Source organism: Bacterioplanoides sp. (assembly GCF_965226395.1).
Lineage (GTDB): Bacteria > Pseudomonadota > Gammaproteobacteria > Pseudomonadales > Oceanobacteraceae > Bacterioplanoides.
In genome coordinates this window covers 627,473-650,242 of sequence record NZ_OZ245358.1, presented here as the reverse complement: position 1 = coordinate 650,242, position 22,770 = coordinate 627,473, and the positions used below count along the sequence as shown (strand labels likewise).

General features: G+C 47.4%; 21 protein-coding genes. 13 read left to right on the top strand and 8 right to left on the bottom strand.

Going from position 1 to position 22,770, the window contains the following annotated elements:
* Window positions 1–9 precede the first annotated feature (9 nt).
* The 4 genes from ACO05E_RS02975 (at window position 10) to ACO05E_RS02960 (ending at window position 2,775) form a co-directional block, all read left to right on the top strand.
* The gene (locus ACO05E_RS02975) at window positions 10–1,332 is read left to right on the top strand and encodes an ammonia-forming cytochrome c nitrite reductase subunit c552 (RefSeq protein WP_419811512.1); all 1,323 of its coding nucleotides are present in this window, start codon (window positions 10–12) and stop codon (window positions 1,330–1,332) included.
* Between the two features lie 21 nt (window positions 1,333–1,353).
* Complete coding sequence (locus ACO05E_RS02970; protein WP_255859310.1) at window positions 1,354–1,941, top strand: Tll0287-like domain-containing protein; 588 nt, start codon at window positions 1,354–1,356, stop codon at window positions 1,939–1,941.
* Window positions 1,942–1,965: 24 nt separating this feature from the next.
* Window positions 1,966–2,268, top strand: a complete 303-nt coding sequence (locus ACO05E_RS02965) for a c-type cytochrome (protein ID WP_419811511.1) — start codon at window positions 1,966–1,968, stop codon at window positions 2,266–2,268.
* Window positions 2,269–2,349: 81 nt separating this feature from the next.
* Window positions 2,350–2,775, top strand: a complete 426-nt coding sequence (locus ACO05E_RS02960; RefSeq protein ID WP_419811510.1) for a globin family protein — start codon at window positions 2,350–2,352, stop codon at window positions 2,773–2,775.
* Window positions 2,776–2,877: 102 nt separating this feature from the next.
* Here the strand turns inward: ACO05E_RS02960 and ACO05E_RS02955 are convergent, their stop codons facing one another.
* From ACO05E_RS02955 to ACO05E_RS02945, 3 genes are all read right to left on the bottom strand, one after another.
* A complete protein-coding gene (locus ACO05E_RS02955) occupies window positions 2,878–4,383 on the bottom strand; it encodes an FMN-binding glutamate synthase family protein (protein WP_419811509.1) in 1,506 nt (501 codons plus the stop codon).
* A 147-nt stretch (window positions 4,384–4,530) separates the two neighbouring features.
* Window positions 4,531–6,000 (bottom strand): diguanylate cyclase, encoded by a 1,470-nt coding sequence (locus tag ACO05E_RS02950; RefSeq protein ID WP_419811508.1) that lies wholly within the window; start codon window positions 5,998–6,000, stop codon window positions 4,531–4,533.
* 215 nt (window positions 6,001–6,215) lie between these two features.
* Window positions 6,216–7,349, bottom strand: a complete 1,134-nt coding sequence (locus ACO05E_RS02945) for an NADH:flavin oxidoreductase (protein ID WP_419811507.1) — start codon at window positions 7,347–7,349, stop codon at window positions 6,216–6,218.
* Between the two features lie 278 nt (window positions 7,350–7,627).
* On the opposite strand from ACO05E_RS02945, the gene ACO05E_RS02940 reads away from it, so the two are divergent.
* Entirely contained in the window at window positions 7,628–8,053 is a 426-nt protein-coding gene (locus ACO05E_RS02940) for an MAPEG family protein (RefSeq protein ID WP_419811506.1), read from the top strand.
* Between the two features lie 55 nt (window positions 8,054–8,108).
* On the opposite strand, the gene ACO05E_RS02935 is transcribed toward ACO05E_RS02940, so the two are convergent.
* The 4 genes from ACO05E_RS02935 to ACO05E_RS02920 are packed head-to-tail and all read right to left on the bottom strand — an operon-like array spanning window position 8,109 to window position 14,298.
* Window positions 8,109–9,707 carry an ABC transporter ATP-binding protein gene (locus ACO05E_RS02935; protein ID WP_419811505.1) on the bottom strand — a complete coding sequence of 533 codons (1,599 nt, stop codon included), beginning with the start codon at window positions 9,705–9,707 and terminating at the stop codon, window positions 8,109–8,111.
* 2 nt (window positions 9,708–9,709) lie between these two features.
* The gene (locus ACO05E_RS02930; protein ID WP_419811504.1) at window positions 9,710–11,125 is read right to left on the bottom strand and encodes an ABC transporter permease; all 1,416 of its coding nucleotides are present in this window, start codon (window positions 11,123–11,125) and stop codon (window positions 9,710–9,712) included.
* On the bottom strand, window positions 11,122–12,093 hold the full coding sequence (locus tag ACO05E_RS02925) for an ABC transporter permease (RefSeq protein ID WP_419811503.1): 972 nt from the start codon (window positions 12,091–12,093) through the stop codon (window positions 11,122–11,124). The genes ACO05E_RS02930 and ACO05E_RS02925 overlap by 4 nt, the downstream gene beginning before the upstream one ends.
* A 3-nt stretch (window positions 12,094–12,096) precedes the next feature.
* Window positions 12,097–14,298 (bottom strand): ABC transporter substrate-binding protein, encoded by a 2,202-nt coding sequence (locus ACO05E_RS02920; RefSeq protein ID WP_419811502.1) that lies wholly within the window; start codon window positions 14,296–14,298, stop codon window positions 12,097–12,099.
* A 164-nt stretch (window positions 14,299–14,462) separates the two neighbouring features.
* Here ACO05E_RS02920 and ACO05E_RS02915 point away from each other — a divergent pair, with 164 nt between their 5' ends.
* The 6 genes from ACO05E_RS02915 (at window position 14,463) to bfr (ACO05E_RS02890) (ending at window position 20,020) form a co-directional block, all read left to right on the top strand.
* Window positions 14,463–14,984: a DUF3087 family protein gene (locus ACO05E_RS02915; RefSeq protein WP_419811501.1), complete on the top strand. Its 522-nt coding sequence runs from the start codon at window positions 14,463–14,465 to the stop codon at window positions 14,982–14,984.
* A gap of 301 nt (window positions 14,985–15,285) precedes the next feature.
* A complete protein-coding gene (gene thrC, locus ACO05E_RS02910) occupies window positions 15,286–16,689 on the top strand; it encodes a threonine synthase (protein WP_419813648.1) in 1,404 nt (467 codons plus the stop codon).
* Between the two features lie 257 nt (window positions 16,690–16,946).
* A complete protein-coding gene (locus ACO05E_RS02905) occupies window positions 16,947–18,224 on the top strand; it encodes a sensor domain-containing diguanylate cyclase (RefSeq protein WP_419811500.1) in 1,278 nt (425 codons plus the stop codon).
* 106 nt (window positions 18,225–18,330) lie between these two features.
* On the top strand, window positions 18,331–18,804 hold the full coding sequence (locus tag ACO05E_RS02900; RefSeq protein ID WP_419811499.1) for a DUF2947 domain-containing protein: 474 nt from the start codon (window positions 18,331–18,333) through the stop codon (window positions 18,802–18,804).
* Between the two features lie 263 nt (window positions 18,805–19,067).
* Entirely contained in the window at window positions 19,068–19,532 is a 465-nt protein-coding gene (gene bfr / locus ACO05E_RS02895) for a bacterioferritin (protein WP_255859343.1), read from the top strand.
* 20 nt (window positions 19,533–19,552) lie between these two features.
* The gene (gene bfr / locus ACO05E_RS02890; protein WP_255859345.1) at window positions 19,553–20,020 is read left to right on the top strand and encodes a bacterioferritin; all 468 of its coding nucleotides are present in this window, start codon (window positions 19,553–19,555) and stop codon (window positions 20,018–20,020) included.
* Window positions 20,021–20,090: 70 nt separating this feature from the next.
* Here bfr (ACO05E_RS02890) and ACO05E_RS02885 read toward each other — a convergent pair whose 3' ends face one another.
* Window positions 20,091–20,918, bottom strand: a complete 828-nt coding sequence (locus ACO05E_RS02885) for an HDOD domain-containing protein (protein WP_419811498.1) — start codon at window positions 20,916–20,918, stop codon at window positions 20,091–20,093.
* 171 nt (window positions 20,919–21,089) lie between these two features.
* Between ACO05E_RS02885 and ACO05E_RS02880 the strand changes: the two genes are divergently transcribed.
* Together ACO05E_RS02880 and ACO05E_RS02875 are read left to right on the top strand one after the other, a co-directional pair.
* A complete protein-coding gene (locus ACO05E_RS02880; RefSeq protein ID WP_419811497.1) occupies window positions 21,090–21,974 on the top strand; it encodes an NAD(P)-dependent oxidoreductase in 885 nt (294 codons plus the stop codon).
* Window positions 21,971–22,768, top strand: coding sequence for a hydroxypyruvate isomerase family protein (locus tag ACO05E_RS02875; protein ID WP_419811496.1), 798 nt, complete (start codon window positions 21,971–21,973; stop codon window positions 22,766–22,768). Before ACO05E_RS02880 ends, ACO05E_RS02875 begins: the two co-directional genes overlap by 4 nt.
* The last annotated feature ends 2 nt before the right edge of the window (window positions 22,769–22,770 follow it).

Sequence of the window (22,770 nt, the reverse complement as noted above, 5' to 3'; positions counted from 1 at the left end):
AATTCAACAATGAAAAAAATAGTATGGTTAAGCTGGTTGGTTTCATCGTTAGCGCTGGCTGGGTATTTAGGCAACCAGCTGGTAGTGGAAGAGCAGAAGCCAGACTTTTTAATTGGTGAAACTAGTCACGGTCATTATCAGATTGAGTTGCAATGTGATGCCTGCCATACCAGTGAACTGGGTGGTGAAGAAATTCTTCAGAATGCCTGTTTAACTTGCCATGAAGACGAATTAAAAACAGCGCTGGATTCACACCCGAAGAAAAAATTTACCGATCCGCGTAATGCCGATTTAGTCGCGATACTGGATGCCCGTAATTGTGTCAGCTGCCACAGTGAACATAACGAAGACATTATGCATCCGATGGGAGTGACGTTGCCGGAAGATTTTTGTGTGCAATGTCATGAAAATATTGCCCAGGAGCGTCCCAGCCATGAGGGTATGGGATTTGAAACCTGTGCCAGCGCTGGCTGCCATAATTATCATGATAATCGTGCACTGTACGAAGACTTTTTATTAAAACATCAAACACCCGGTGAGCTTGCTCATAAAACCTTACCAGCAACACTGAGCAATTATCTGGAAACGATCGGTGCTCAATGGCAACCGGAATCGGCTGCAAGCGTGTTTGAAAATGAAATAAGCGCTGCTCATATTAAAGCGGATATTTTACTCGACTGGCAGCACAGTGCTCATGGTAACGCTGCTGTTGGCTGTAACAGCTGTCATGTCGATGCACAACAGAACTGGATCGAAAAACCGGGCCATCAACAATGTTCAGCCTGTCATGAACCTCAGGTTGCTGGTTTCCTGAGTGGTAAACATGGCATGCGCTTAAAAGCTGGGCTGAGTCCGATGACACCGGGCCAGGCACGTTTGCCGATGAAGCCGGAAAACAGCCATGCTGAATTAGGCTGCAACAGTTGTCATGCCGCTCATACCGACAATACCCAATATGCCGCGGCGGAAGCTTGTTTAACCTGCCACGCCGATGATCACAGCCAAGCATTTGAGCAAAGCCCACACGGCCAGTTATGGCAACAGGTTCGTGACGGTGTGATTGCCAGCGAACAAGGAGTTAGCTGCGCTACCTGCCATATGCCGGTTGTGGAACAAGAGATTTTTGGCAGTGAACAATGGCTGACTCAGCATAATCAAAACGCCACATTACGGCCGAATGAAAAAATGATTCGTCCAACCTGCATGCAATGTCATTCATTGGAATTCAGCATTGATGCCTTAGCCGACCCAGATCTCATTAATAATAATTTTAATGGCCTGCCAACACATCACGTGCCCGGCATTGAGATGGCCACCCAGCGCGATCATTAAATAAACCGATGGAGAGAAAGCATGATGAATTTTAAAAAACGTATTGCCGCCACCGCGTTAACTGCGCTGACTTCAGCTATGTTGCTGACAGGTTGTGGAGAAGAAGAAAAAGCGGTTGGTATTGACCCGAAAATTTTTACTGACTCTTTATTTGCCGTGATGAAATCGGATCGAACCAACTACACCAAGCTGATTATTCAACGTTTAGGGCCCAATAAAGGTGACTTTATTAAGCCAAATGAACACTGGGAAGATATGGACGATGGTGCTCCATTACCGGCGCAGATGTTCCGTTTAGGGGCTGAAGGTGTGGCTGATATGACCAATGACTTCACCTATTCCCTGCAATCGGTATGGCCGATCAACAAACAAAATGCGCCAAAAACACCCATGGAAAAAGAAGGCCTGGAATACGTTGCAGCAAATCCGGGGCAAAACTTCTACGGTACGGAAGAATTAGGTGATAAAAAATATTTCACCGCCGTTTATGCGGATGTTGCCGTGTCTCCGGCGTGTACTAAATGCCATAACGAACACAAAGACTCGCCGAAAACGGACTTCAAAATTGGTGAGGTGATGGGTGGTGTTGTGGTGCGTGTGCCGCTGTAAGCCGGATTAATCAGGAGAATCACAATGACAAAACATCGGTTTATGTTGCCTTTGATTCTCGCATGTGGTGCCTGTTCTCAGGCACCACATCCTGGTCAGGCTATTTGGGAAGACACCTGCAAGGTTTGTCATTCAACCGGGTTGGCCGGGGCGCCTGTGATTGGCAATCAGGCTGCCTGGGATAAACGATTGGTACGTGGCAAAGACAGCTTGTATCAACACGCATTGGAAGGCTGGGGTGATATGCCGGCTCGTGGCGGAAATCCGGCATTAAGTGACGATGAAGTGCGCCTGGCTGTCGACTATATGGTTTCTAAGGTCGAATAAACGACAGCGCTGTAAATACAAATGCCGTTAATAAAAGTGCAGTAACGAAAAACCACATCATACTGATGAGAGGATAAGACGATGGAAGCAAGCAAAATTACCGCGGTTCAGGATACCTTTGCCATGGTTGAACCTATTGCAGATAAAGCCGCAGAATTATTTTATGGCCGTTTGTTTGAACTTGATCCGGCATTAAAACCTTTATTTAAAGGGGATATGACTGAGCAGGGTGCCAAACTGATGAAAATGATTGGTATTGCGGTACGAGGTTTAACCGATCTCGACAGTATTGTTCCTGCGGTTAAAAACCTTGGTGCCCGCCATGTGGGTTACGGAGTTAAAGAAGCCCATTACGCCACGGTTGGCTCGGCGCTGTTATGGACACTAGAGCAAGGCTTAGGTGATGCGTTCACCGACGAGGTAAAAGGCGCATGGACCGATGTCTATACCCTGCTGGCAGACGTGATGATTGTTGCGCAAAAAGAAGCCGAAGCAGCAATGGCTTAACCCTTGCTTAAAGAGAAAAGAGTGCGGCGTATCATATTCTTCATACCATTATGTTGTATGGAGAATATGGTTGCCTGAACTTCGGCAGCATTAATCTCAAGGTCAGGTAGATGATGACTGATCCGGATACAGTTCATCCAACGGAATACTTTTGCCATTATCCTGCCTGACCCGGGCATGGTAACGCTTCAGCTGCCGTGGCTCTTTAACACCACAAGAGTGCGCAATAATGCCGACCTCATATTTCATATTGGTCACATAACTCGCAACACGGACAGACTTATCTTCCGGGTTTAAGCCGCGTTGTAATTTTTTATTATGTGTGGTGATGCCTGTTGGGCAGGTATTTTTATTACACTGGAGTGCCTGAATACAGCCCAGTGAAAACATAAAACCACGGGCACTGGTAACAAAATCGGCGCCTACCGCTAAGGCCCAGGCGACACCCGATGGGGTAATTAACTTGCCGGAGGCAACGACTTTAATGCGTTGTTTCAGACCATGGCGGTTGAGCATATCAATCACCATCGGCAGGCTTTCCTGTAGCGGCATACCAAGATAGTCCATCAGGCTTTGTGGTGCTGCACCGGTGCCGCCATCAGCGCCGTCGATGGTGATAAAATCCGGCGCTGATTCAATGCCACGTTCTTTGATGGCTTCAAATAAGGTATCGAGCCAGCCATAAGCGCCAATCACAGCTTTAAAACCAACCGGCTTGCCCGTTACTTCACGCACACGGGCGATCATATCGAGTAATTCGCCGCTGTTATTAATATCCGGGTGACGGTTGGGGCTGATGGCATCTTCGCCAACATTAATCGCACGAATACGGGCAATTTCTTCGGTGACTTTGGCACCGGGTAAAATACCGCCTTTACCGGGCTTCGCTCCCTGGCTGAGTTTGATCTCAAACATTCTGACCTGCTCATGCGCGGCAACTTCTTTCAGTTTGTTATCGCTGAGCTGACCGTCATTGTCACGAACGCCAAATTTAGCGGTGCCAATCTGAAAGACGATATCGGCTCCGCCTTCCAGATGATAGGGCGATAATCCACCTTCGCCGGTATTCATCCAACAGCCAGAGGCTTTTGCGCCTTTCGATAACGCCCGTACTGCAGGTATGGAGAGCGCACCATAGCTCATGCCGGAAATATTAATCAGTGAGTCGGTTTGATAGGGAGTACGACAATATTCACCAATTGTCACCGTTGAGGTAGCAACCGCATCCTGACCCAGTGTTGGGTAGGGGCAATTGACAAAATATACCGATCCGGCCGGACGCAGATCCCGGGTTGAGCCAAAGGCGATGGTGCTGTCGACATTTTTCGCGGCACGATACACCCATGAACGTTCCGCCCGGTTAAAAGGCAGCTCTTCCCGATCCATGGCAAAAAAGTATTGGCGAAAGAACTCGCCCATATGTTCGAAGGCATAACGAAAGCGGCCAATCACCGGGTAATTACGACGGATGGTTTGTTCGGTTTGGGTCACATCACGAATGTACATCACAACCACCGCCAACAAGGCAATGCCAATCAGCGTGACCAGCACCACAGACATGACTTCCAGCAGTGTAAACAGCCAGGTTTCGGTAAAGTTATTCATCATGGTGGACTCCCTCGTATTATTTTCGGCCTTGATATTGTGATTTTTGCTTCAGGCGTTGTTATCGCAGAGTGACGTTAGCGCGTTTTTAGGATCAGCCCGGCAGAAAAAGGTTCCGGATAATCGCCAGACCTTTAGTTCCTGGCAGGGTTAATGAGTCGAAGGAATTGAGCGTATGCAGTTGCGACCATCAGATTTTGCCTGATAAAGCGCATCATCGGATCGTTTCAATACCGAGTTAAGGGTATCACTCATGTTTTTAAATGCGGCAATGCCGATGCTCACGGTATAGGTAAAGCTTTGTTGCGGTGTTGTAATGCGCTCTTGGGCAATACGCTGCTGTATTCGGGTGGCATATTCCAGGGCATTTTCAACGGATGATTCTGGCAGAATCACGGCGAACTCTTCGCCACCAATACGAGCTGCAATATCCGAGTCACGGACGGTTTCTTTGATGCACTGAGCGAGCGATATAATAGTTATATCACCGATGTCGTGACCGAATTGATCATTCACTTGTTTAAACTTATCAATATCAATCATTAACACCGAAAAGCAATGCTGATGACGTTTGCTGTTTTTTTCGATTAATGATCCAAACTCAAAAAAAGCCCGCCGGTTGTTTAACCCTGTCATGACATCCGTACGTGCCAGTGACTCGGCAGCTTGTTTAGCCTGCTCTAATTCCAGTGTGCGTGCTTTCACCGTTTGTTTGAGTTTTTCATGTTGTTGTAATAACTCATGACGGCGCTGAGCCAGCAATAATTCCAGCATCTGAATGCTTAACAGAGAAGAACACAGCATTACCTGCATTGCTGTCAGGCTTCCGCGATCAAAAAAGTGAGAGAAGTAACCGTATCCCGAAGCTGTTCCCCACCACGCTAACAGAAAAAAGAATAAATTCAGAAATGCCAATGGCAGTTGAGGTTTGCGTAATACCGCCCACAACAGAGGAATAAAAATCAACGATGGCTGCAGGAATACATATACTTCTTGTTGATAGCCCGGGCCATACACAAAATACCCTATCAGAGTGATGACCAACAGGATTGCCAGCCCTTCCGGAGAAAGCAGTCGTTGTAAACTCTGAAACCGATGGCGGTATAACAAATACAGAAAAGGCGTGAAGGTAATGACTCCGGCAACATCAGCGGTCAGCCAGCCAACCATTGAGAGCCAGAAGCCTGAAGATACCGGCTGGTATAACAGGGTATAGCTGCTGATACCAACCAGTGACGAGATAATGCCTAATATGAGTACAGCTGATAAATAACGCCCTGCTTTTTTATGAAATTCTTCATCGTTTTCATGATCGAAAAACTGAGCAGGTGATACCCGATTAGCCAGCAGAGCTGCTGCTGTGTTACCGCAAGCCGCTAAAAAAGGAACCATAAATACATAAGGGGAAGCTGAATACTCAGCGGGGCTGAAGTGTGTTAATGCCGATGCAAAAGCCCCAACCCAAAGTCCGGGCCAGATGCGTTTTCCAAAAATCATCAGGCCAGCTAACGCCAGCCCTGCAGCAGGCCAGACAGCTAAGGTTTCTGCCCACCATTCGGTCGCATACGAGACGAGAAAGTAGCTGACGGCAGCCGCAATATTGAGTTTTATTGTCTGCAAAGCAGTGCCTGTATTGCAATTAATCAGTTTGAATAGAATAAAAGTCTAGATCTTGACCCCTGATTTGCAACGTTGAGCTGACGGCGTTTAAGGGGATGGCGTTTAAGGAGATGGCGTATGAGGAGAGATCCAGCTTCCCACCTGGCGGTGGGAAACCAGAACTTGCCAGTGCCTGTTAACAGGCACGAATACAGCTGAAGTGCTCTGAGGCTGAATTACACCAGTTGCATCAGCGATTGTTTGGAATAATCTTCCAGCTCGTCGTAGCGGCCATCTTTAACTTTTAATACCCATTCCGGGTCTTGTAATAACGCCCGGCCAACGGCGACCAGCTCAAATTCGTTATCATCCACGCGTTGATTTAACTCCTCAAAAGAGGCAGTTTGCACACCGGAGGCATCAATCATGTCGCGTTTTTCTTCGTCAATAAAGGATGTATTTAAACCAACGCTACCAACTGTAATTGCTGGTTTGCCGGTGAGTTTTTTGGTCCAGCCAGCCAGGTTCATATCCGAGCCCTCGAATTCTTTTTCCCAGAAGCGGCGGGTCGAGCAATGGAAGATATCCACACCCGCTTCCACCAGAGGTTTCAGGAAGGCTTCTAATTCTTCTGGTGTTTCTGCCAGGCGAGCGTCGTAGTCTTGTTGCTTCCACTGAGAAAAGCGGAAAATAATCGGATAGTCTTCGCCTACACGCTCACGAATAGCAGCAACAATTTCACAGGCAAACCGGGTACGGGCCACCAGGTCACCACCGTATTGGTCTTCCCGCTGGTTAGTGCCTTCCCAGAAAAACTGGTCAACCAGATAGCCGTGTGCGCCGTGTACTTCAACGGCATCAAAGCCAACTTTCTGAGCATCGGCTGCGGCCTGAGCAAAGGCTTCGACCACCTCGTTAATATCGTCCTGAGTCATGGCTACGCCACTTTCTTTTCCCGGTTTAACCAGGCCTGATGGGCTATAGCCCGGAACTGAAGTATCCGGCTCAACCCCTTCTTTACGAATGGCACCCACATGCCAAAGCTGCGGCGCAATCTTTCCGCCTTTTGCATGTACGGCATCAACCACTTTTTTCCAACCGGCCAGCGCCTCTTCACCATAAATAAACGGAACCCGGGCATAACCATTCGCCGCTTTATGACCAACGCAGGTACCTTCGGTAATGATCAGGCCAACTTCATTCTCAGCACGGCGTTCATAATATTTAGTCACCATGTCATTCGGAACATTGCCCGGCGAGTAGGTACGGGTCATGGGCGCCATGACAATGCGGTTTTTCAGGGATAGCGGGCCCAGTTCGATGGGCTGAAATAAAGCAGGGTTATGCGTCGTAGCGGTGTTTTGGGTCATAGTGGTGTCCTGTGTCTCTGCTCCGCAATGACGGAGAATTAATTACTGAGAAAAATATTACCGGATTATGGCTTGAAATATTCGCTTTAAACAGGCCATTCGTGCCAAATTAAGGCGATGGTTACCGGGGTATTAAAAGATAGAGTGTTCCATCTGAGCAAAAGTAGGTCATTGTTTCGTCATACAGGCTTTTATATGCTCAGGTTGTTCGCTAACCCTTTAATAGCTACGTCTTTAATAGCTATACCTTCTTTAATAACAATAAAGAGAAATAACTTATGAACGCAGATACTCAAATTTTAACGCCGGTCTTTGTCCTGGTGGCCTGGTCTATGGTGATGTGGATATGGATGTACGCAACCCGTATTCCGGCGATCCAGAAATCTAAGATGAAAATGGACCCGGATGCACCGCGCGGTGAACAAATGAACAGCTTGCCCGCCTCGGTGCGCTGGAAGGCCGACAACTTTAATCACCTGATGGAGCAACCCACCATTTTCTACGCGCTGGTAATCTCATTGGCTCTGATTGGTGAAGGTACGGGGACCAACCTGACGCTAGCCTGGGCGTATGTGGGGTTACGGATTGTTCATAGTCTGTTGCAGTCGTTGGTGAACCGTATCGAGTTGCGCTTTGTGCTGTTTGCTTTATCCAATATTCCACTGTTCTGGCTCACCATTAATGCCTTACTGGCGGTTATGTGATGTAACCAGCTATAAGCAACCTAATTGAGTGGTCTGAAAACCACTCAATGAAGAGTTAAGATCCAATTCGCGGCGCTGCCGCCAGCAGCTCTTTGGTGTAGTCATGCTGCGGATCTCGCATTACCTGTTCGGTTTCCCCTTGCTCAACAATCTGCCCGCCTTTCATCACCGCAACCTTATGAGCCAAGTGCGGAATAATGGATAAGTCGTGGGTAATAAACAGATAAGAAACCCCTAACTCCTGTTGTAACTCACGCAACAGTTCTAACACCTGACCACGAATAGATACGTCCAGTGCTGAGGTTGGTTCGTCACAAATAATCAGTTTCGGGTTAACCGCCAGTGCCCGGGCAATAGCAATACGCTGGCGCTGACCGCCGGAAAATTCATGTGGATAACGATCTAAGTGTTCTGGCAGCATGCCCACTTTTATCAGTAGTTCGCGCATGGTTTGTTCACGAACCTGAGCGTTATTCTCAACCGCTAATGACACCATGCCTTCTTCAATAATTTCACGAATGCTCATGCGTGGATTCATTGATGAGAAGGGGTCCTGAAAGATCACCTGAATATCTTTCCGCAGTGGCATAAAGTGTTTATGAGACAGTTGATCAATGCGTTGACCGCGGAAATATAACTCGCCACCATAAATCGGGTTTAAGCGTAGGATGGCTTTGCCGGTGGTGGTTTTGCCGCAACCGGACTCGCCCACTAAGGCCAGAGTTTCCCCGGCGTTAATCGACAAGCTAATATCATTTACAGCTTTGGTATGGCCAACGGTTCGTTGCAGCAGACCTTTTTTCTGCGGAAACCAGACTTTTAAATTGTCGATTTTTAATAATTCTTTGGCGGTTTCTTCGTTTGCCAAAAAATCATTTTGTTTTGGCAAGGAATGAATTAACCGGCGGCTGTATTCATGTTGTGGATCAGAGAAAAACGACTGGCTGTCAGTCTGCTCCAGAATCACACCGTGCTGCATCACTGCCACCCGGTCGGCCATTTCATATACCACCCCCATATCATGAGTAATCAGCAGTACACTTAAATTGCGTTTTTTACGCAGACTGTTAAGGAGTTCCAGCACCTGCTTCTGAATCGTCACGTCCAGCGCAGTAGTGGGCTCGTCAGCAATTAATAATTCAGGTTCACACGCCAGCGCCATGGCAATCATCACACGTTGCTTCTGGCCGCCGGATAACTGATGTGGATACCAGTTCAGCCGTTTCTCCGGCTCATGAATCCCCACTTCGTGCAGTAGTTCGATCAAATGTGCCTGAATATCCGTGCTTGCCACGGCCTGATGTAATTCCACCACTTCGCGTAATTGTTGCGCGATGGTTTGTACCGGATTTAACGAGCTTTGTGGCTCCTGAAAAATCATCGCAATCTTACGCCCGCGAATGCGGTTCATATGTAATTCGGTATGAGCAAATAGATTGTCATCCCGTAATAAAATACGGCCACCACTGATGGTTAGCGCATCATCTAACAAGCGCATAATCGCCAGTGATGTCAACGATTTTCCTGAGCCGGATTCGCCCACTAACGCAAAGATCTCTCCCTGCTGAATGGTAAAGCTGATGTTATCAACCAGCTTTTTTTCAAGCTGGTTTTCCAGAGAGATGGATAAATCTTCAACGGTTAATACAGCCATGATTATTTATCTCCCTGATCGGCATCTGAAGTACTGCTGGCTAAGCGTGGATCAAAGGCGTTACGCACCTGATCCGAGAATAAATTAGCTGCCAGTACCAGGCTGAACATAAATACAAATGCCGATGATACTGACCACCAAACCACCGGGTCACGGGATAATTCAGAGCGAGCGGCGTTAATCATATTACCCCAGCTGCTCATGCTGGCATCAACGCCCACTCCAATATACGACAACACGGCTTCAGCCAATACGAAGCCACTGAAATCCAGCACCAGCGCAATTAAAATAATATGAGTCACATTCGGCAGAATATGTTTGCCAATCACACGAGAGTGAGACACACCAAAAGCGTGAGCTGCCTGTACATAATCCAGTTGCGAAATTTTTAACGTTTCTGCACGTAATAAGCGGCATAAGCCAGTCCAGCTGGTTAAACCTAAAATGGCGCACAAGGCGAGGAATTTAAAATCAGCACGAATAGCCGTCAGATTAAACTCATCGGCATGGGTTTCGATATACACATCAATTAACAACACTGACGCGGCAATCAATAAAATACCCGGAATAGAACTCAGGGTGATGTAGGTGTACTGCACCACATCATCAACCCAGCCTTTAAAATAACCGGCGCTGATGCCGAGAATAATGGCGATTGGCAAGGTCAGCAGGGTTGCCAGTGTGCCAATTAACACACCAGTACGAACGGCTTTGACACTTTGTACCAACACATCCTGACCTACTTTGTCGGTGCCAAAAATATGATAGACACTGCCGAGTTCCAGTAGCCAGCTGGTGACAATACAAATCAGCGCCATGGTCCAGTAAGCGGCCTTCCAGGGAACCTGAGAGGGTTTGTTACGAGTGACTAACCAGTGCAGACCAATAATCACCACCGCAATCAGTAGACCCATCGCAATGGCATCAGCACTGCGGGCGATAATATCGGCTAATAATTCGTCTTCATCCTGCAGGTGGCTGCCAGCCTGTTGTAAACGCGGATAATCACGAATCACACTGCCATCGTCGAGGGTGATGTTCTCTTTGGAAAAGGAATAAATCGCGAAGGGAGCGGAGTAGGTTTTTTCGTGATTTTTCTCCACATCCGCCAGCACTAAATCCAGTACCGATTTGACCTGATTATCGTAAGCAACAACTTGCTCCGCCGTTGCTGTTTCATTATCTGCTTTTGTATCGACCGCGGGTAGAGCTTCACGGAAATGCAACGAATCAAGCAGGGCGATGGCGACATAAAACAAAATCACAATAAAACTGGAGAGTCCCACCTTTGAGTGAAAAACTGTGGCCCAGCGCTTTTTCGCTTGTGGGTTATTACGCAGTTGCAACACAAATAACGACAGTGCTGCCACCAATAAGAAAATAAGAACATCACTCCACAGGAGTACCGGCTTAATCATGACAGACGCACTCTTGGGTCAACAAAGGTGTAGGAAATATCGGTTAATAACAGGCCAATGATGTACAGCACTGAACCTAAAAACACCATGGAGCGCACAATGGCAAAGTCCTGCGCCTGAATGGCATCCAGGGTGTAACTGCCTAAACCAGGAATACCGAAGAAGGATTCCATCAGCAGGCTGCCAATAAACAGCGACGGAATTACCACCACTACACTGGTTAGAATTGGAATCATACCGTTAGGTAACAAATGCTTAAGCAGCACATTAAATTCAGACACTCCTTTGGCACGTGCGGTGCGAATATAATCGCGGGTGGCTTCTTCTAAAAATACCGTGCGGTATAACCGCGTACCGGCACCAATACCGCCAATCACACCAATAATAATTGGCAGAATTAAAAACTTCAGGCCATCAGGGCCGGGTAAATACCCCGAGATCGGCACCAGACTCCAGATTTTAGCAAACAGGTATTGGCCTCCGATAATATAAAACACTCCCGAAATCGACAGCATCACGACGCAGAGCGTCACCGCAGCAATATCAAATGCGGTGGCGCGGAACATCACTATAATCAGTGCCAGCAGAATATTCAGCGATACCCCAATAATAAAGGTTGGAAGCTGTACCGCCAGAGATGGCCACATACGCTCCTGAATATCGGCACCAATGGATCGGCCTTCGTCCGATTTGCCAAAATCAAACGCCAACAGCCGGATGGATTTATCAAAAAAGATGGTGTCAGTCAGTGGGCTGTCGCTGTCGGAATTAATAAACAGCGGTTTGTGATAACCACGTTGTTCTTTCCAGTTTTCAATGGCTTCTTCGGTGACGTGTTTATCACCCAGATGAACACGCGCCATCTGATCCGGGGTGTTCACCACAAAAAACAGCGCAAAGGTGATGATATTCACACCCAACAGAATGGGCAGTGCATACAACAGGCGGCGAATAATATAGTTCAGCATGAATTAGTTCTCCGCTCGGTTTTGAACTTGCTCAATGGTACGCGTCTGACGGCGTTTAAAACCGCGATACCCCGGAATCGCCAATGCAACAATAATGATCAGCAGTGTCCACAGCGGCCATAACACGGGCTGGTTCCACTCCTGCTGTTTCTGCGCCCGCAGTTCAGTATCAATACGGCGATATTTAAAGGTGAGTTTTGAAATGCCGTGGGGCTTGGTGTTTTTAACCCAGGCATTGCTCAAGGCGTAAGAATGAACATGGAAGCCGCTGGCCCACGGCGTATCCTGACGCAGGATGGCTTTCATTTTTTCAATCACGGCTAAACGCTGTGGGGAGTCTTCCATTAACTGCATTTCTTCAAATAAGGCATCGTATTCTGGGTTTTTATAGTTAGCGGAATTGACTCCGGATTTAGAATCAATCTGAGCATTGGGGCCATACAATAAAAACAGGAAGTTTTCCGGATCCGGGTAATCCGCCAGCCAACCCCAGAAATACATCTGGGCATTGCCGTTTTCCATTTTGTCTTTAAACCGGTTGTAATCGGTGGAGCGGATATTGAGTTGCAGATTCAGCTTTTTAAATTGTTTTTGAATCCAGGTCATGCGTGCCTGATCGCCTGAGCCTGTGGTATCTAAATTCAGCACCAGAGGTTCGCCGGTTTGAGCATGACGGCCATCCGGGTAGCCAGCTTCGGCCAATAATTGTTTAGCCACCTCAATGGGTTTGCGCACGGCAGAGCTATCAACTCCCCAGTCATATACTTGCTTGTTAATTCCGTCCGGCCCGGATTGATAACCAAAAATACCGGGAGGAATCGGGCTCATGGCCGGTTCGCCACGGCCGTTAAGAAAAATACCAATGTATTCTTCTTCCTGATAGGCGATGGCAATGGCCTGCCGTAGTTTTTGTTGGCTTTCACTGTAACCACCGACAACCGGGTCAAGCATATTAAAACCAAGATAATAAGTGGCCGGTTGTACCGCTTTATTCAGGGTAATGCCTTTGGCTTTCATATCATCCGATAACGCAATGCCAGCACCACCAACCTGTACAGCCTGATCAAAACTGTCGCTGCTGATGCCAGAGCGGTCGTAATAGCCTTGCAAAAACTTGGTCCACACCGGGATGGCTTCTTTTTCTAACCGAAAGATGGCTTTATCAATAAAGGGCATGGTTTTGCCAGCATCGTCGAGCAAGCCTTTTTCTGCGTCACCGGGTTCGCCTTCTGAAGGATACAATTCACCCCGATAGTTCGGGTTTTTCGCCAGAATAATTTCAGAGTTAGGATTGTTCTCCGTCATCATAAAGGCGCCGGTGCCCACCGGGTGCCAGTCCAGCGTGATATTTTTTTGCGGTAATCCGGGCTGATGATAAAAACGATCAACCTGCCAGGGCACCGGTGCAAAAAAGTGGAATGCCAGCCAGTATTTAAACTGTGGGTATTTGCCTTTTAAGGTAATACTAAAGCGATGATCATTAATTTTCTTAACACCGGTCATTGTGAACTGGCGCAGATCCAGCCAGCTATTGTCTGGCTTATCCTGTTCTTTGAAAGCTTTACGAGCCTGGGTAATAGCGGCGGTGGCATCGCTCATGCCAACAATATACTGGCTTAATAAACCACGCAGGGGAGCCAGTCGTTTTGGGTCCGCTAGGCGATTAATCTGATAAATATAATCGTCGGCAATCAATTCCTGAGTACCGGTCTGAGTGAAATCTTTCAGCGATGAGAAGGCAGCGGTGTCCTCTTCTGAGGTGAAGTTATAAACCGGTTGATTATTGTCATCACGGGCAAAGGCCGGGTGGGGCTGATATAAAATCCCCGGTTGAATATCAAAGGTATACACACTAAAAGCCGGATCTTCAGTATCTTCCGGCAACACCTGCTGATCGGTATCCAAATAGGTGATGCTTGGCATTTGTGTCAGCGTTAGCGGAATTAACTCATACGGGCGCTTCAGATAATGATATTGCAGTGGCGGCTCATAAATCTGATCAATGAACATAGATTCGTCTGAGCTGTAAGAACGTGCCGGATCGAGGTGTTTGGGGCGTTCTGAAAAACTGGAGTACAGAATCACCTCGTTATCCGGGTTCTCAGGGTGGGGGTTATTCCAAATGGAAGAGTCCGAGCATGCCGCTAATACCAGTAAGCTGGTGGCGTACAGCATCAATGCTGAAAGTCGTCTGGCCAATGTCATGAGTATGATTCCGGGTTTGCCGGTTATTTTTTAGGCACAATGTAACGTGTGCTTGTTATCTAAGTGTTTACCTGAGACAGCAGATTACCATATCCACAACACTTGTCAGTGGTAAACTAAGTGTCTGATTTTATTATTAGAGTAGAACTGAACAGGAAATTCCCGTGGAACTGAAGCAGATTGACAAAACTTTGTATAAACAACGGCTTAACCGCTTTCAGGCGGCGCTGGTGGCTGGCCTGTTTGTGGTGGGAATTGGCTCTTCCAGCCTGTACATCAGTCTGTTTGGTGCAGGGGATGAATCCAACTTTATTTACAATCTGGCCGGAGTGATTACTGCCGTTATTGTGGCGGCGATTGGCTTTAATATTGTGAAAGAAAAACCGTACATGATAGAAATCCGTTATGTCTGGAAGCTGAAGCAAGAGCTGAATCGTATTTATCGCGCCAGTAAAAAGCTGGAAGCGGCGTTAACCGCCGATGACGATAGCGAGTTGCTGAGCCGGGCACTGATTGTGCGCTACTTCAGTTTGCACGGTTCTAAGCATTTATATCAGCTGGAAGATAACACCTTGACGCTGGATGATCTGAATACTCAGATTGAGGCGTTTGATCAGCGCCTCGAAACCCTGGGAGAAGCGATCTCAACAGATGATTATCGACCTGAGCTGGTGGATTTACTGTAGATTTTAACGCCAGCCCTTCTGATTGAATTTTCCCCAAACCCATCGCAAGGCGCGTCACTCGGCATATCCCTATGCCTCGCCCTGCGGGCAGCTTCGCTGTGCAAAATTTGCATCCTGCAATTTTGTCCCTGTGCCTGCGATGCGCCCGCGACATCCTGTCGCTGTTCTGAAAATTAATCAGAACGACTTCGCTCAGTATCTCAGCAAGGTTGGCGTCTTTATGGTGTCTTATAGCCGCCGTCCATGTAGAATACGCCCCAATTTTCCAATGACTGACTAAATTACTGGCCTGATGACCATGATGAAGTACATATCCACCCGCGGTAATGCCCCGGAACTGACCTTTGAAGAAGTGCTGTTAACTGGCCTGGCGGCTGATGGCGGCCTGTACGTGCCAAAAGAAGTACCGACCTTCTCACAAGAAGAGATTGCTTCCTGGCAGGATCTTTCCTACACCGAGCTGGCGCACAAAGTGGTATCCCCATTCGTTGAAGGCTGCGTGGATTCCGATGCATTAAAAACCATGTTGGAAGAGGTGTACTCAGGTTTTGGTCATAAGGCAGTAGCACCGCTGCAACAGATCGATCACAACGAATACGTGCTGGAGCTGTTCCAGGGCCCAACACTGGCGTTTAAAGACTTCGCTCTGCAACTGCTGGGTCGTCTGCTGGACTATGTGCTGGAACGTCGTCACGAAAAAGTCGTGATCATGGGCGCTACCTCTGGTGATACGGGTTCCGCTGCGATTGAAGGCACCAAAGCCTGTCGTAACGTCGATATCTTTATCCTGCACCCACACGGTAAAGTCTCTGAAGTACAGCGTCGTCAGATGACCACGGTTAAAGGCGATAACATCCATAACATCGCTATCGAAGGCAACTTCGACCAGGCACAGGATATGGTGAAAGCCAGCTTTGGTGATCAACAGTTCCTGCGTGGTGAGCGTAAGTTAGTGGCGGTAAACAGCATTAACTGGGCGCGCATCATGGCCCAGATCGTTTACTACTTCTATTCTGCTCTGAATCTGGGTGGCCCGGTTCGCCCGATGGCGTACTCGGTACCAACCGGTAACTTCGGTGATATCTTTGCCGGTTACATGGCGAAGAAAATGGGCCTGCCAATCGAACAGCTGATTGTGGCCACCAACAGCAACGACGTACTGCACCGCTTTATGAGCAAAAACCAGTACGAAGTTCGCCCACTGAAGCACACCATTACGCCATCTATGGATATTGCCGTATCCAGTAATTTCGAGCGTCTGTTGTTCGATCTGTATGATCAGGATGGCGCTGCGCTGGCCGATCTGATGGCACGTATGAACGCTAAAGAAGATATTGTGTCACTGGATGAAAACAAGCTGGCGAAAGCGCGTGAAGTGTTCGACAGCTACGCAGTCGACGAAGATACCACCATCGATACCATGAAAGCGGTGTATGAAGAAACTGGCTACCTGCTGGACCCACACACGGCTATTGGTGTGAAAGCCGCACGTGAGTGCCGTCGTAATGCCCGTATTCCGATGATTACGCTGGGTACTGCGCATCCGGTGAAATTCGAAGAAGCAGTGAAGCGTGCCGGTTTTGATGTACCAGCATTGCCGCATCACCTGGCTGACCTGATGGAGCGTGAAGAACGCGTTGATGTGCTGCCAGCTGACTTAAAAGAAGTACAGGCCTTTATCGCTAACAACACTTTTAAGGATTGATCTTTTAAGGGCTTATGCCTTTAAGGGTCAGACTTTTAAGAGCTGAGTAGCATTTAGCCAGATAGCACTTTTGTCATACTTTAAAGCCACTATTGTTCAGCAATAGTGGCTTTTTTGCTCACGAGATACGAATAAATTCTGACTCGAGAGTCAATGTGCACTATGCTGGTCTATGCTTAAGTAGTAATGATAGATTCTTTTCTCTGACCCTTGATTAATCAGCTTAATCACGGGTTTGGTTCCATCGGGTTGTTTTAATGACAAAGGCGTTTCAACACACGGCTGAGGCCTATTTTCAGGCGTATGATCATTTAGTGGACGCCGTGTATCTGGTGGACATTAATGATGGTTCTATCCGTAGAGCCAATCGCGCGGCGATGGAACAGCTGAAAATGACTCAGCAGGAAATTTGCCAAAAGCATGTGATGGAACTGCAGCGCGATGTGCTGAACCTGGATCACTGGCACAAGATTATTGCAGCTGCGCGAAGAAGCCCACCATTTACCTTCTGGGGACGCCATGTCTGTCGTGAAGGCCATGATTTTCCGGTTGAAGTGATGAGCCAGATTGTCCGCTGGGATGATCAGGAATACATGTTATCGACTGTTCGTGATATGACCCGTCGTCAGGCGATGGAAGAAAGTCTGCGTGATCGTGAGCCTTTGCTGGCATTTGCCTTAACTGAGGCGATGGACGGCATGTGGGACTGGAATGCGGAAACCGGAGAAGTGTTCTTCAGCCCCGGTATGAAACGTATGCTGGGCTATGGCCCTTATGAAATGCCACCGGTATTCGAAACCTGGAAAAATAACGTCCACCCCGATGACTGTGAGCAGGTATTACAGGCTTTGAATGAACACCTGGCAGGTAATACTGCCCGTTATGAGGCTACCTACCGGCTGGCCAATCGTAATGGCGATTATTTATGGATGAATGATATTGGGCAGGTGTGTCAGAAGGATGATCAGGGAAACCCGTTACGTGTGGTGGGAATGCTGCGCAATATTGATCAGCAGAAGCGCCTGGAGGATCGTTTAAGAGACCTGGCTACTGTGGATGAACTGACGTCACTGATGAATCGTCGTGCCGGTTACTCCGCTTTTGAACAGCATCTGAAATTGGCCGACCGGCACACCACCGGGTTATCGGTTGCTTTACTGGATCTGGATAACTTTAAAAGAATCAACGATCAGTACGGGCATCAGACCGGTGACCGGATTTTGCAAATGGCTGCAGATTGTTTATCGGAACGACTGCGCAGCAGCGATATCCTGATGCGCTGGGGTGGTGAAGAATTTTTGCTGGTGATGCCACACACTCAGCGTGACGACGCTTTATCACTGTGTGAAGAGCTACGCCAACAATTATCTCAAAAAGTGCTGTATCACAACGATGAACCGGTTTCTGTCACTGTCAGTATCGGAATCTCGGTGCTGTCAGCCCAAAATAACAGCATTCAGAAGCTGGTTCAGGAAGCGGATACAGCCCTTTATCGTGCCAAGTCACTGGGTAAAAATCGCACGGTGATCTTCTGATTGTCACGCCCTTTTTAGTCGTTAATTATGCTGATCGTATGAAGAGAATATCTCTGGTATTCAGTCTTGGTCAGCAGTGTTACTCTTGCGCTTCAGAGAGGGTGATATGAACTACATTCCATTAGATCAATACAAACAGGGCTGGATATTCCGCCATCGTGAAATGCCGGTTGCGGAAGCCGATTTAACCGCGATTATGCCGTTAAGTGAGTCGTCGTCGCAGCAATACTGGCGTCAACATCTCAGTAAAGAAGCAACCCACGCCAGTCATTTTCTCGGTGACGACTGGCCGTCACACAATGGCGTCTGGCTCGATAAAGGGCAGTGGCAAATACTCTGGGAATCGGATGACAATCCGTTGCCGGAGTTGATTCAGGAGCATTGCAACTGGGACAACAATACCGTGGTGTATTTTTGCTACGATATGAATAATGTGATTCAAACCACCTGGCTGATATTTCAGCAGTATTGGAAGAATTTTTTGTTCTACGATGATGCTGTTTTTTTACTGGGCAAAAAACGCCAGCAAGTGATCCGGTTTGATTCGGATGGCTCCTTTGAAATCGGTGTTAAACCCTGATCTTCTAACATATCAGTGCTTCTTTTATACAATTTAAAATAAAAATATTTCTCAGTTATAGCGGAGAAATATTTTTATTTTAAGCTTATTCTTATATGAATAAAATTCGTTCTCATTGACATCCTGTTTTGGTTTAAAACTCTTTATTTTGTAAATGAGAATGCCCCTTTTTTTCATTTAATTTATTGTCTTCTCAATAAGCTTGCGAATTGAAAAAAGCCTTTATAAACTAGGCTTGTAATTAATAAACAGGAGGACAACTGATGAAAGGTGATGCAAAAGTAAATGAGTATCTTAATCAGATACTGAGCATTGAATTGACGTCAATTAATCAGTATTTCCTGCATGCGCGTATGTTCAAAAACTGGGGCCTGAATGCTCTGGATGAAAAAGCCTACAAAAAGTCGATTAAAGACATGAAGCAGGCTGATAAGTTAATTGAACGTATCTTATTTCTGGAAGGCCTTCCTAATCTGCAACGTCTGAACCGACTGCGCATTGGTGAAACGACAGAAGAAATGCTGCAGTGTGATCTGGATCAGATCGAAGAACAGCTGGTGGTACTCAAAGAAGCCGTTGTTTATTGTGAGTCCGTTAAAGATTATGTCACGCGTGACTTATTACTGAGTATTGAAGAATACGAAGAAGAATACCTCGACTGGTTAGAAACTCAGCAACAGCTGATCAGCCAGGTGGGTATTGAAAATTATTTACAATCCATGATGTAAGAGTAACAGGAGTAGATGTTATGCGTGGTAATCAACAAGTAATTGATAAACTGAATGATCTGCTGGCTGGTGAGCTCAGCGCAATGGATCAGTATTTTATTCATTCCCGTATGTATGAAGATTGGGGGCTGAGCAAGTTATTTGAACGTATCGATCATGAATTTGAAGATGAGAAAGGTCATGCGTCAAAACTGATTGAGCGTATTCTGTTTTTAGGTGGCACACCTGATATGGTAACCCGTGCACCGCTGAACATTGGTAAAGATGTACCAGCGATGTTGCAGAGCGACCTGAATCTGGAATACAAAGTCGTTGAAGACTTGCGTGAAGTGATGGCTCTGTGTGAACAGGTTCGTGACTTCCAGACTCGTGATATGTTGCAGGTATTGCTGGATGATACTGAAAACGATCATACTCACTGGCTGGAACAGCAGCTAGGCCTGATTGATAAAATTGGTCTACAGAACTATCTGCAATCTCAAATGTAATGATTGTTTAAATGACATAAATTAAAAAAGGCGCTGATTTCAGCGCCTTTTTTATTGGTGTGTTGTTAGTTTAATCCAGCAAGCTATCTAGTCCGGAATTCAGGTCGGAGGTTTGTGATAATTCGGCATAGGCTTTCTGTGCATCCATACCAATGGCCGTGGCTACGGATTTCGGGAACTGTTCAACAATTTGTTCTTCGTCCCAGTTTTCATCGTGGGCTTTTTTCAGATATTTCGCGATGTACAGAACACCAGCATATGACGAATATTCAGCACCTGCATCCGGACCATTTTGGCCTTCAATGGCTTGATGCATGTCTTCCGGGAATTTCCAGCGTTTAGCCAGTTCTGCACCCACTTCGGCATAGTTAAAGCCCAGCTGACCATTTTCCAGCTCAAAGCGTTTACCACCCATAGCCGCCGCTTCATCAATACTGGCAACTTCCTGTGGAATAACCATACGCATTAATAAACTGCCAACCGAATGCAGCATACCGCAGGTAAATGCCGTTTCTTTGTCACAATCCGGAACATACGTTGCAATCCATTTGGATAACGCACCAATTGCAAAAGCATGCTTCCAGAAAGCATTTTGGTCGAATCCTTCCGGGGCTTTAAATGCACCAGTGACTCCGGATGCCAGAACCATGGTTCTTAACGTGCTGAAGCCTAATAACATGACAGCGTCATTAGTATTGGCAACGGTGCGCGGTACACCATAATGAGCCGAGTTTGCCAGACGCAGAACTTTGGCGGTGAGTGCCTGATCCATTGCAACTTTTTCGCTGATCTGGTCGGCATCAATATCCTCATTACGGAAACTCTCAACCAGTTCCTGTACAACACGTGGGATATGCGGCAGCTGTTGAGATTCAGCAAAAATGGTAGCCATATTCATAATAATTTACTTCCTTTGGTTTGCCTGTGATTAAGCATAGGACAGGATTTTAAAAGCGGTAAAAAATCTCGTTGCTTTTATAAGGACATGCACAAAGCGTTGGATTTGTTATCCGCTATTGATAACTATTTGTTATGATTCGCTTGAAAATAAATAACCACTGGACTACCGATGGCAAAGACACAAATTGGATTTATTGGTATGGGGCTGATGGGAGTGCCCATGAGCCGTCGGTTGCTAGAGGCAGGCTTTAGTGTGAGTGTCTGGAATCGTAACCCGGACAAAACAACTCCATTACAACAAGCCGGAGCCCATGTGTGTTCTAGCCTTGCTGAGTTGGTCAGCAAGGTTGACGTGATTATGATGTGTATCACAGATACCGCTGCGGTGGAGTCTGTGGTATTTGCCCGGGAAGGGATCGCCGAACATGGTAATAGTCACCAGATTTTGATCGACTTCTCCAGTATTGATCCACAGGCCACTCGTGATATGGCGGCACGTTTACAACAGCAAACCGGTATGCGTTGGATTGATGCGCCGGTATCTGGTGGTGTGGCCGGTGCAGAGCAAGGCACATTAGCCATTATGGCCGGTGGCTCTGAGCAGGATATTGATGCAATTCGTCCATTGTTAGCGCCATTAAGTCAGCGTGTTACCCGGATGGGGGATGTGGGTTCCGGGCAGGTGACCAAAATCTGCAATCAGATGCTGGTTAGCTGTAACGTTCTGGTGATGGCCGAAGTGATGGCTATGGCAAACAAAGCGGGCGTGGATGCCACTCAAATACCGCAAGCTTTAAAGGGTGGCTTTGCCGATTCTATTCCTCTGCAACTCACTGGGCCTCGTATGGCCGCGGGTGACTTTGACGAGGTGAAATGGCATGTGAAAACCCTGTTAAAAGATCTGGACATGGCCAATGCTCTGGCGAAATCCAGTCACAGTGCTGTGCCGATGGCAGGGCTGGCCGCAGAGCTGATGCGCCTTCACGGCAGTCAGGGAAATCTGGAACAAGACCCTTGCACACTGGTGCAGATGTACACGGAGAAAAACGCTTGAAACTCAGTGCAAACCTGTCCCTGATGTACACCGAGCGCCCGTTTCTGGAGCGTTTTAAAGCGGCTCGTCGTGACGGTTTCCGGGCGGTGGAGATTCAGTTCCCTTATGACACGCCAATTGCTGCTATTCAACAGGCGCTGAGCGATAACGGTCAGCAGTGTGTATTGATTAATGTACCGGCGGGCGATCTGATGCAGGGAGGTGAAGGCTTAGCCGCAGTGCCGGGAAAACAAGCTGAATATGCGGCTGCTCTGGTGGAATGTCTGGCGTATGCCCGTGCCCTCAATGTGACTTGTGTGAACGTGCTGCCCGGGCGTTGCCCCGATGAAAACCAGCGTGTTTTTTATCTGGAGACTTTTAAAAAGAATCTACACACCACTGCCAAAACCTTATCTGCGTTTGGTATCACCACAACGTTTGAAGCCATCAATACCCGCGATATGCCCGGTTTTCTGATCAGTTCCAGTCAGGCCATGTTTGACGTGCTGGCTGAGCTGGATATGGGGGAAGTGCTGAAAGCACAGTACGATGTGTATCATATGGCGCTGATGGGAGAAGATGTGTGTGATGTGATTACCCGGCATGCAGAACTGATTGGCCATATTCAGTTTGCTGATACTCCGGATCGCCATGAGCCGGGCAGCGGGCAGCTGAACTTTGATGACATTTTTTGCACGATTGAAACATCGACCTATCAGGGCTGGATTGGCGCGGAGTACAAACCCAGTAAAGCAACGTCTGCGACTTTGCAGTGGAAAAATAAGATGGCCAGTGCCATTGCGCAGTGTAGTTGAGT

Coding starts and splice junctions, on each gene's coding strand:
- ACO05E_RS02880 (WP_419811497.1), top strand. CDS start 21,090: ATGGCAAAGACACAAATTGGATTTATTGGTATGGGGCTGATGGGAGTG.
- ACO05E_RS02935 (WP_419811505.1), bottom strand. CDS start 9,707: ATGGCTGTATTAACCGTTGAAGATTTATCCATCTCTCTGGAAAACCAG.
- ACO05E_RS02965 (WP_419811511.1), top strand. CDS start 1,966: ATGACAAAACATCGGTTTATGTTGCCTTTGATTCTCGCATGTGGTGCC.
- ACO05E_RS02900 (WP_419811499.1), top strand. CDS start 18,331: ATGAACTACATTCCATTAGATCAATACAAACAGGGCTGGATATTCCGC.
- bfr (WP_255859345.1), top strand. CDS start 19,553: ATGCGTGGTAATCAACAAGTAATTGATAAACTGAATGATCTGCTGGCT.
- ACO05E_RS02885 (WP_419811498.1), bottom strand. CDS start 20,918: ATGAATATGGCTACCATTTTTGCTGAATCTCAACAGCTGCCGCATATC.
- ACO05E_RS02905 (WP_419811500.1), top strand. CDS start 16,947: ATGACAAAGGCGTTTCAACACACGGCTGAGGCCTATTTTCAGGCGTAT.
- ACO05E_RS02930 (WP_419811504.1), bottom strand. CDS start 11,125: ATGATTAAGCCGGTACTCCTGTGGAGTGATGTTCTTATTTTCTTATTG.
- ACO05E_RS02940 (WP_419811506.1), top strand. CDS start 7,628: ATGAACGCAGATACTCAAATTTTAACGCCGGTCTTTGTCCTGGTGGCC.
- ACO05E_RS02970 (WP_255859310.1), top strand. CDS start 1,354: ATGATGAATTTTAAAAAACGTATTGCCGCCACCGCGTTAACTGCGCTG.
- ACO05E_RS02955 (WP_419811509.1), bottom strand. CDS start 4,383: ATGATGAATAACTTTACCGAAACCTGGCTGTTTACACTGCTGGAAGTC.
- ACO05E_RS02925 (WP_419811503.1), bottom strand. CDS start 12,093: ATGCTGAACTATATTATTCGCCGCCTGTTGTATGCACTGCCCATTCTG.
- ACO05E_RS02960 (WP_419811510.1), top strand. CDS start 2,350: ATGGAAGCAAGCAAAATTACCGCGGTTCAGGATACCTTTGCCATGGTT.
- ACO05E_RS02945 (WP_419811507.1), bottom strand. CDS start 7,349: ATGACCCAAAACACCGCTACGACGCATAACCCTGCTTTATTTCAGCCC.
- thrC (WP_419813648.1), top strand. CDS start 15,286: ATGAAGTACATATCCACCCGCGGTAATGCCCCGGAACTGACCTTTGAA.
- ACO05E_RS02920 (WP_419811502.1), bottom strand. CDS start 14,298: ATGACATTGGCCAGACGACTTTCAGCATTGATGCTGTACGCCACCAGC.
- ACO05E_RS02975 (WP_419811512.1), top strand. CDS start 10: ATGAAAAAAATAGTATGGTTAAGCTGGTTGGTTTCATCGTTAGCGCTG.
- bfr (WP_255859343.1), top strand. CDS start 19,068: ATGAAAGGTGATGCAAAAGTAAATGAGTATCTTAATCAGATACTGAGC.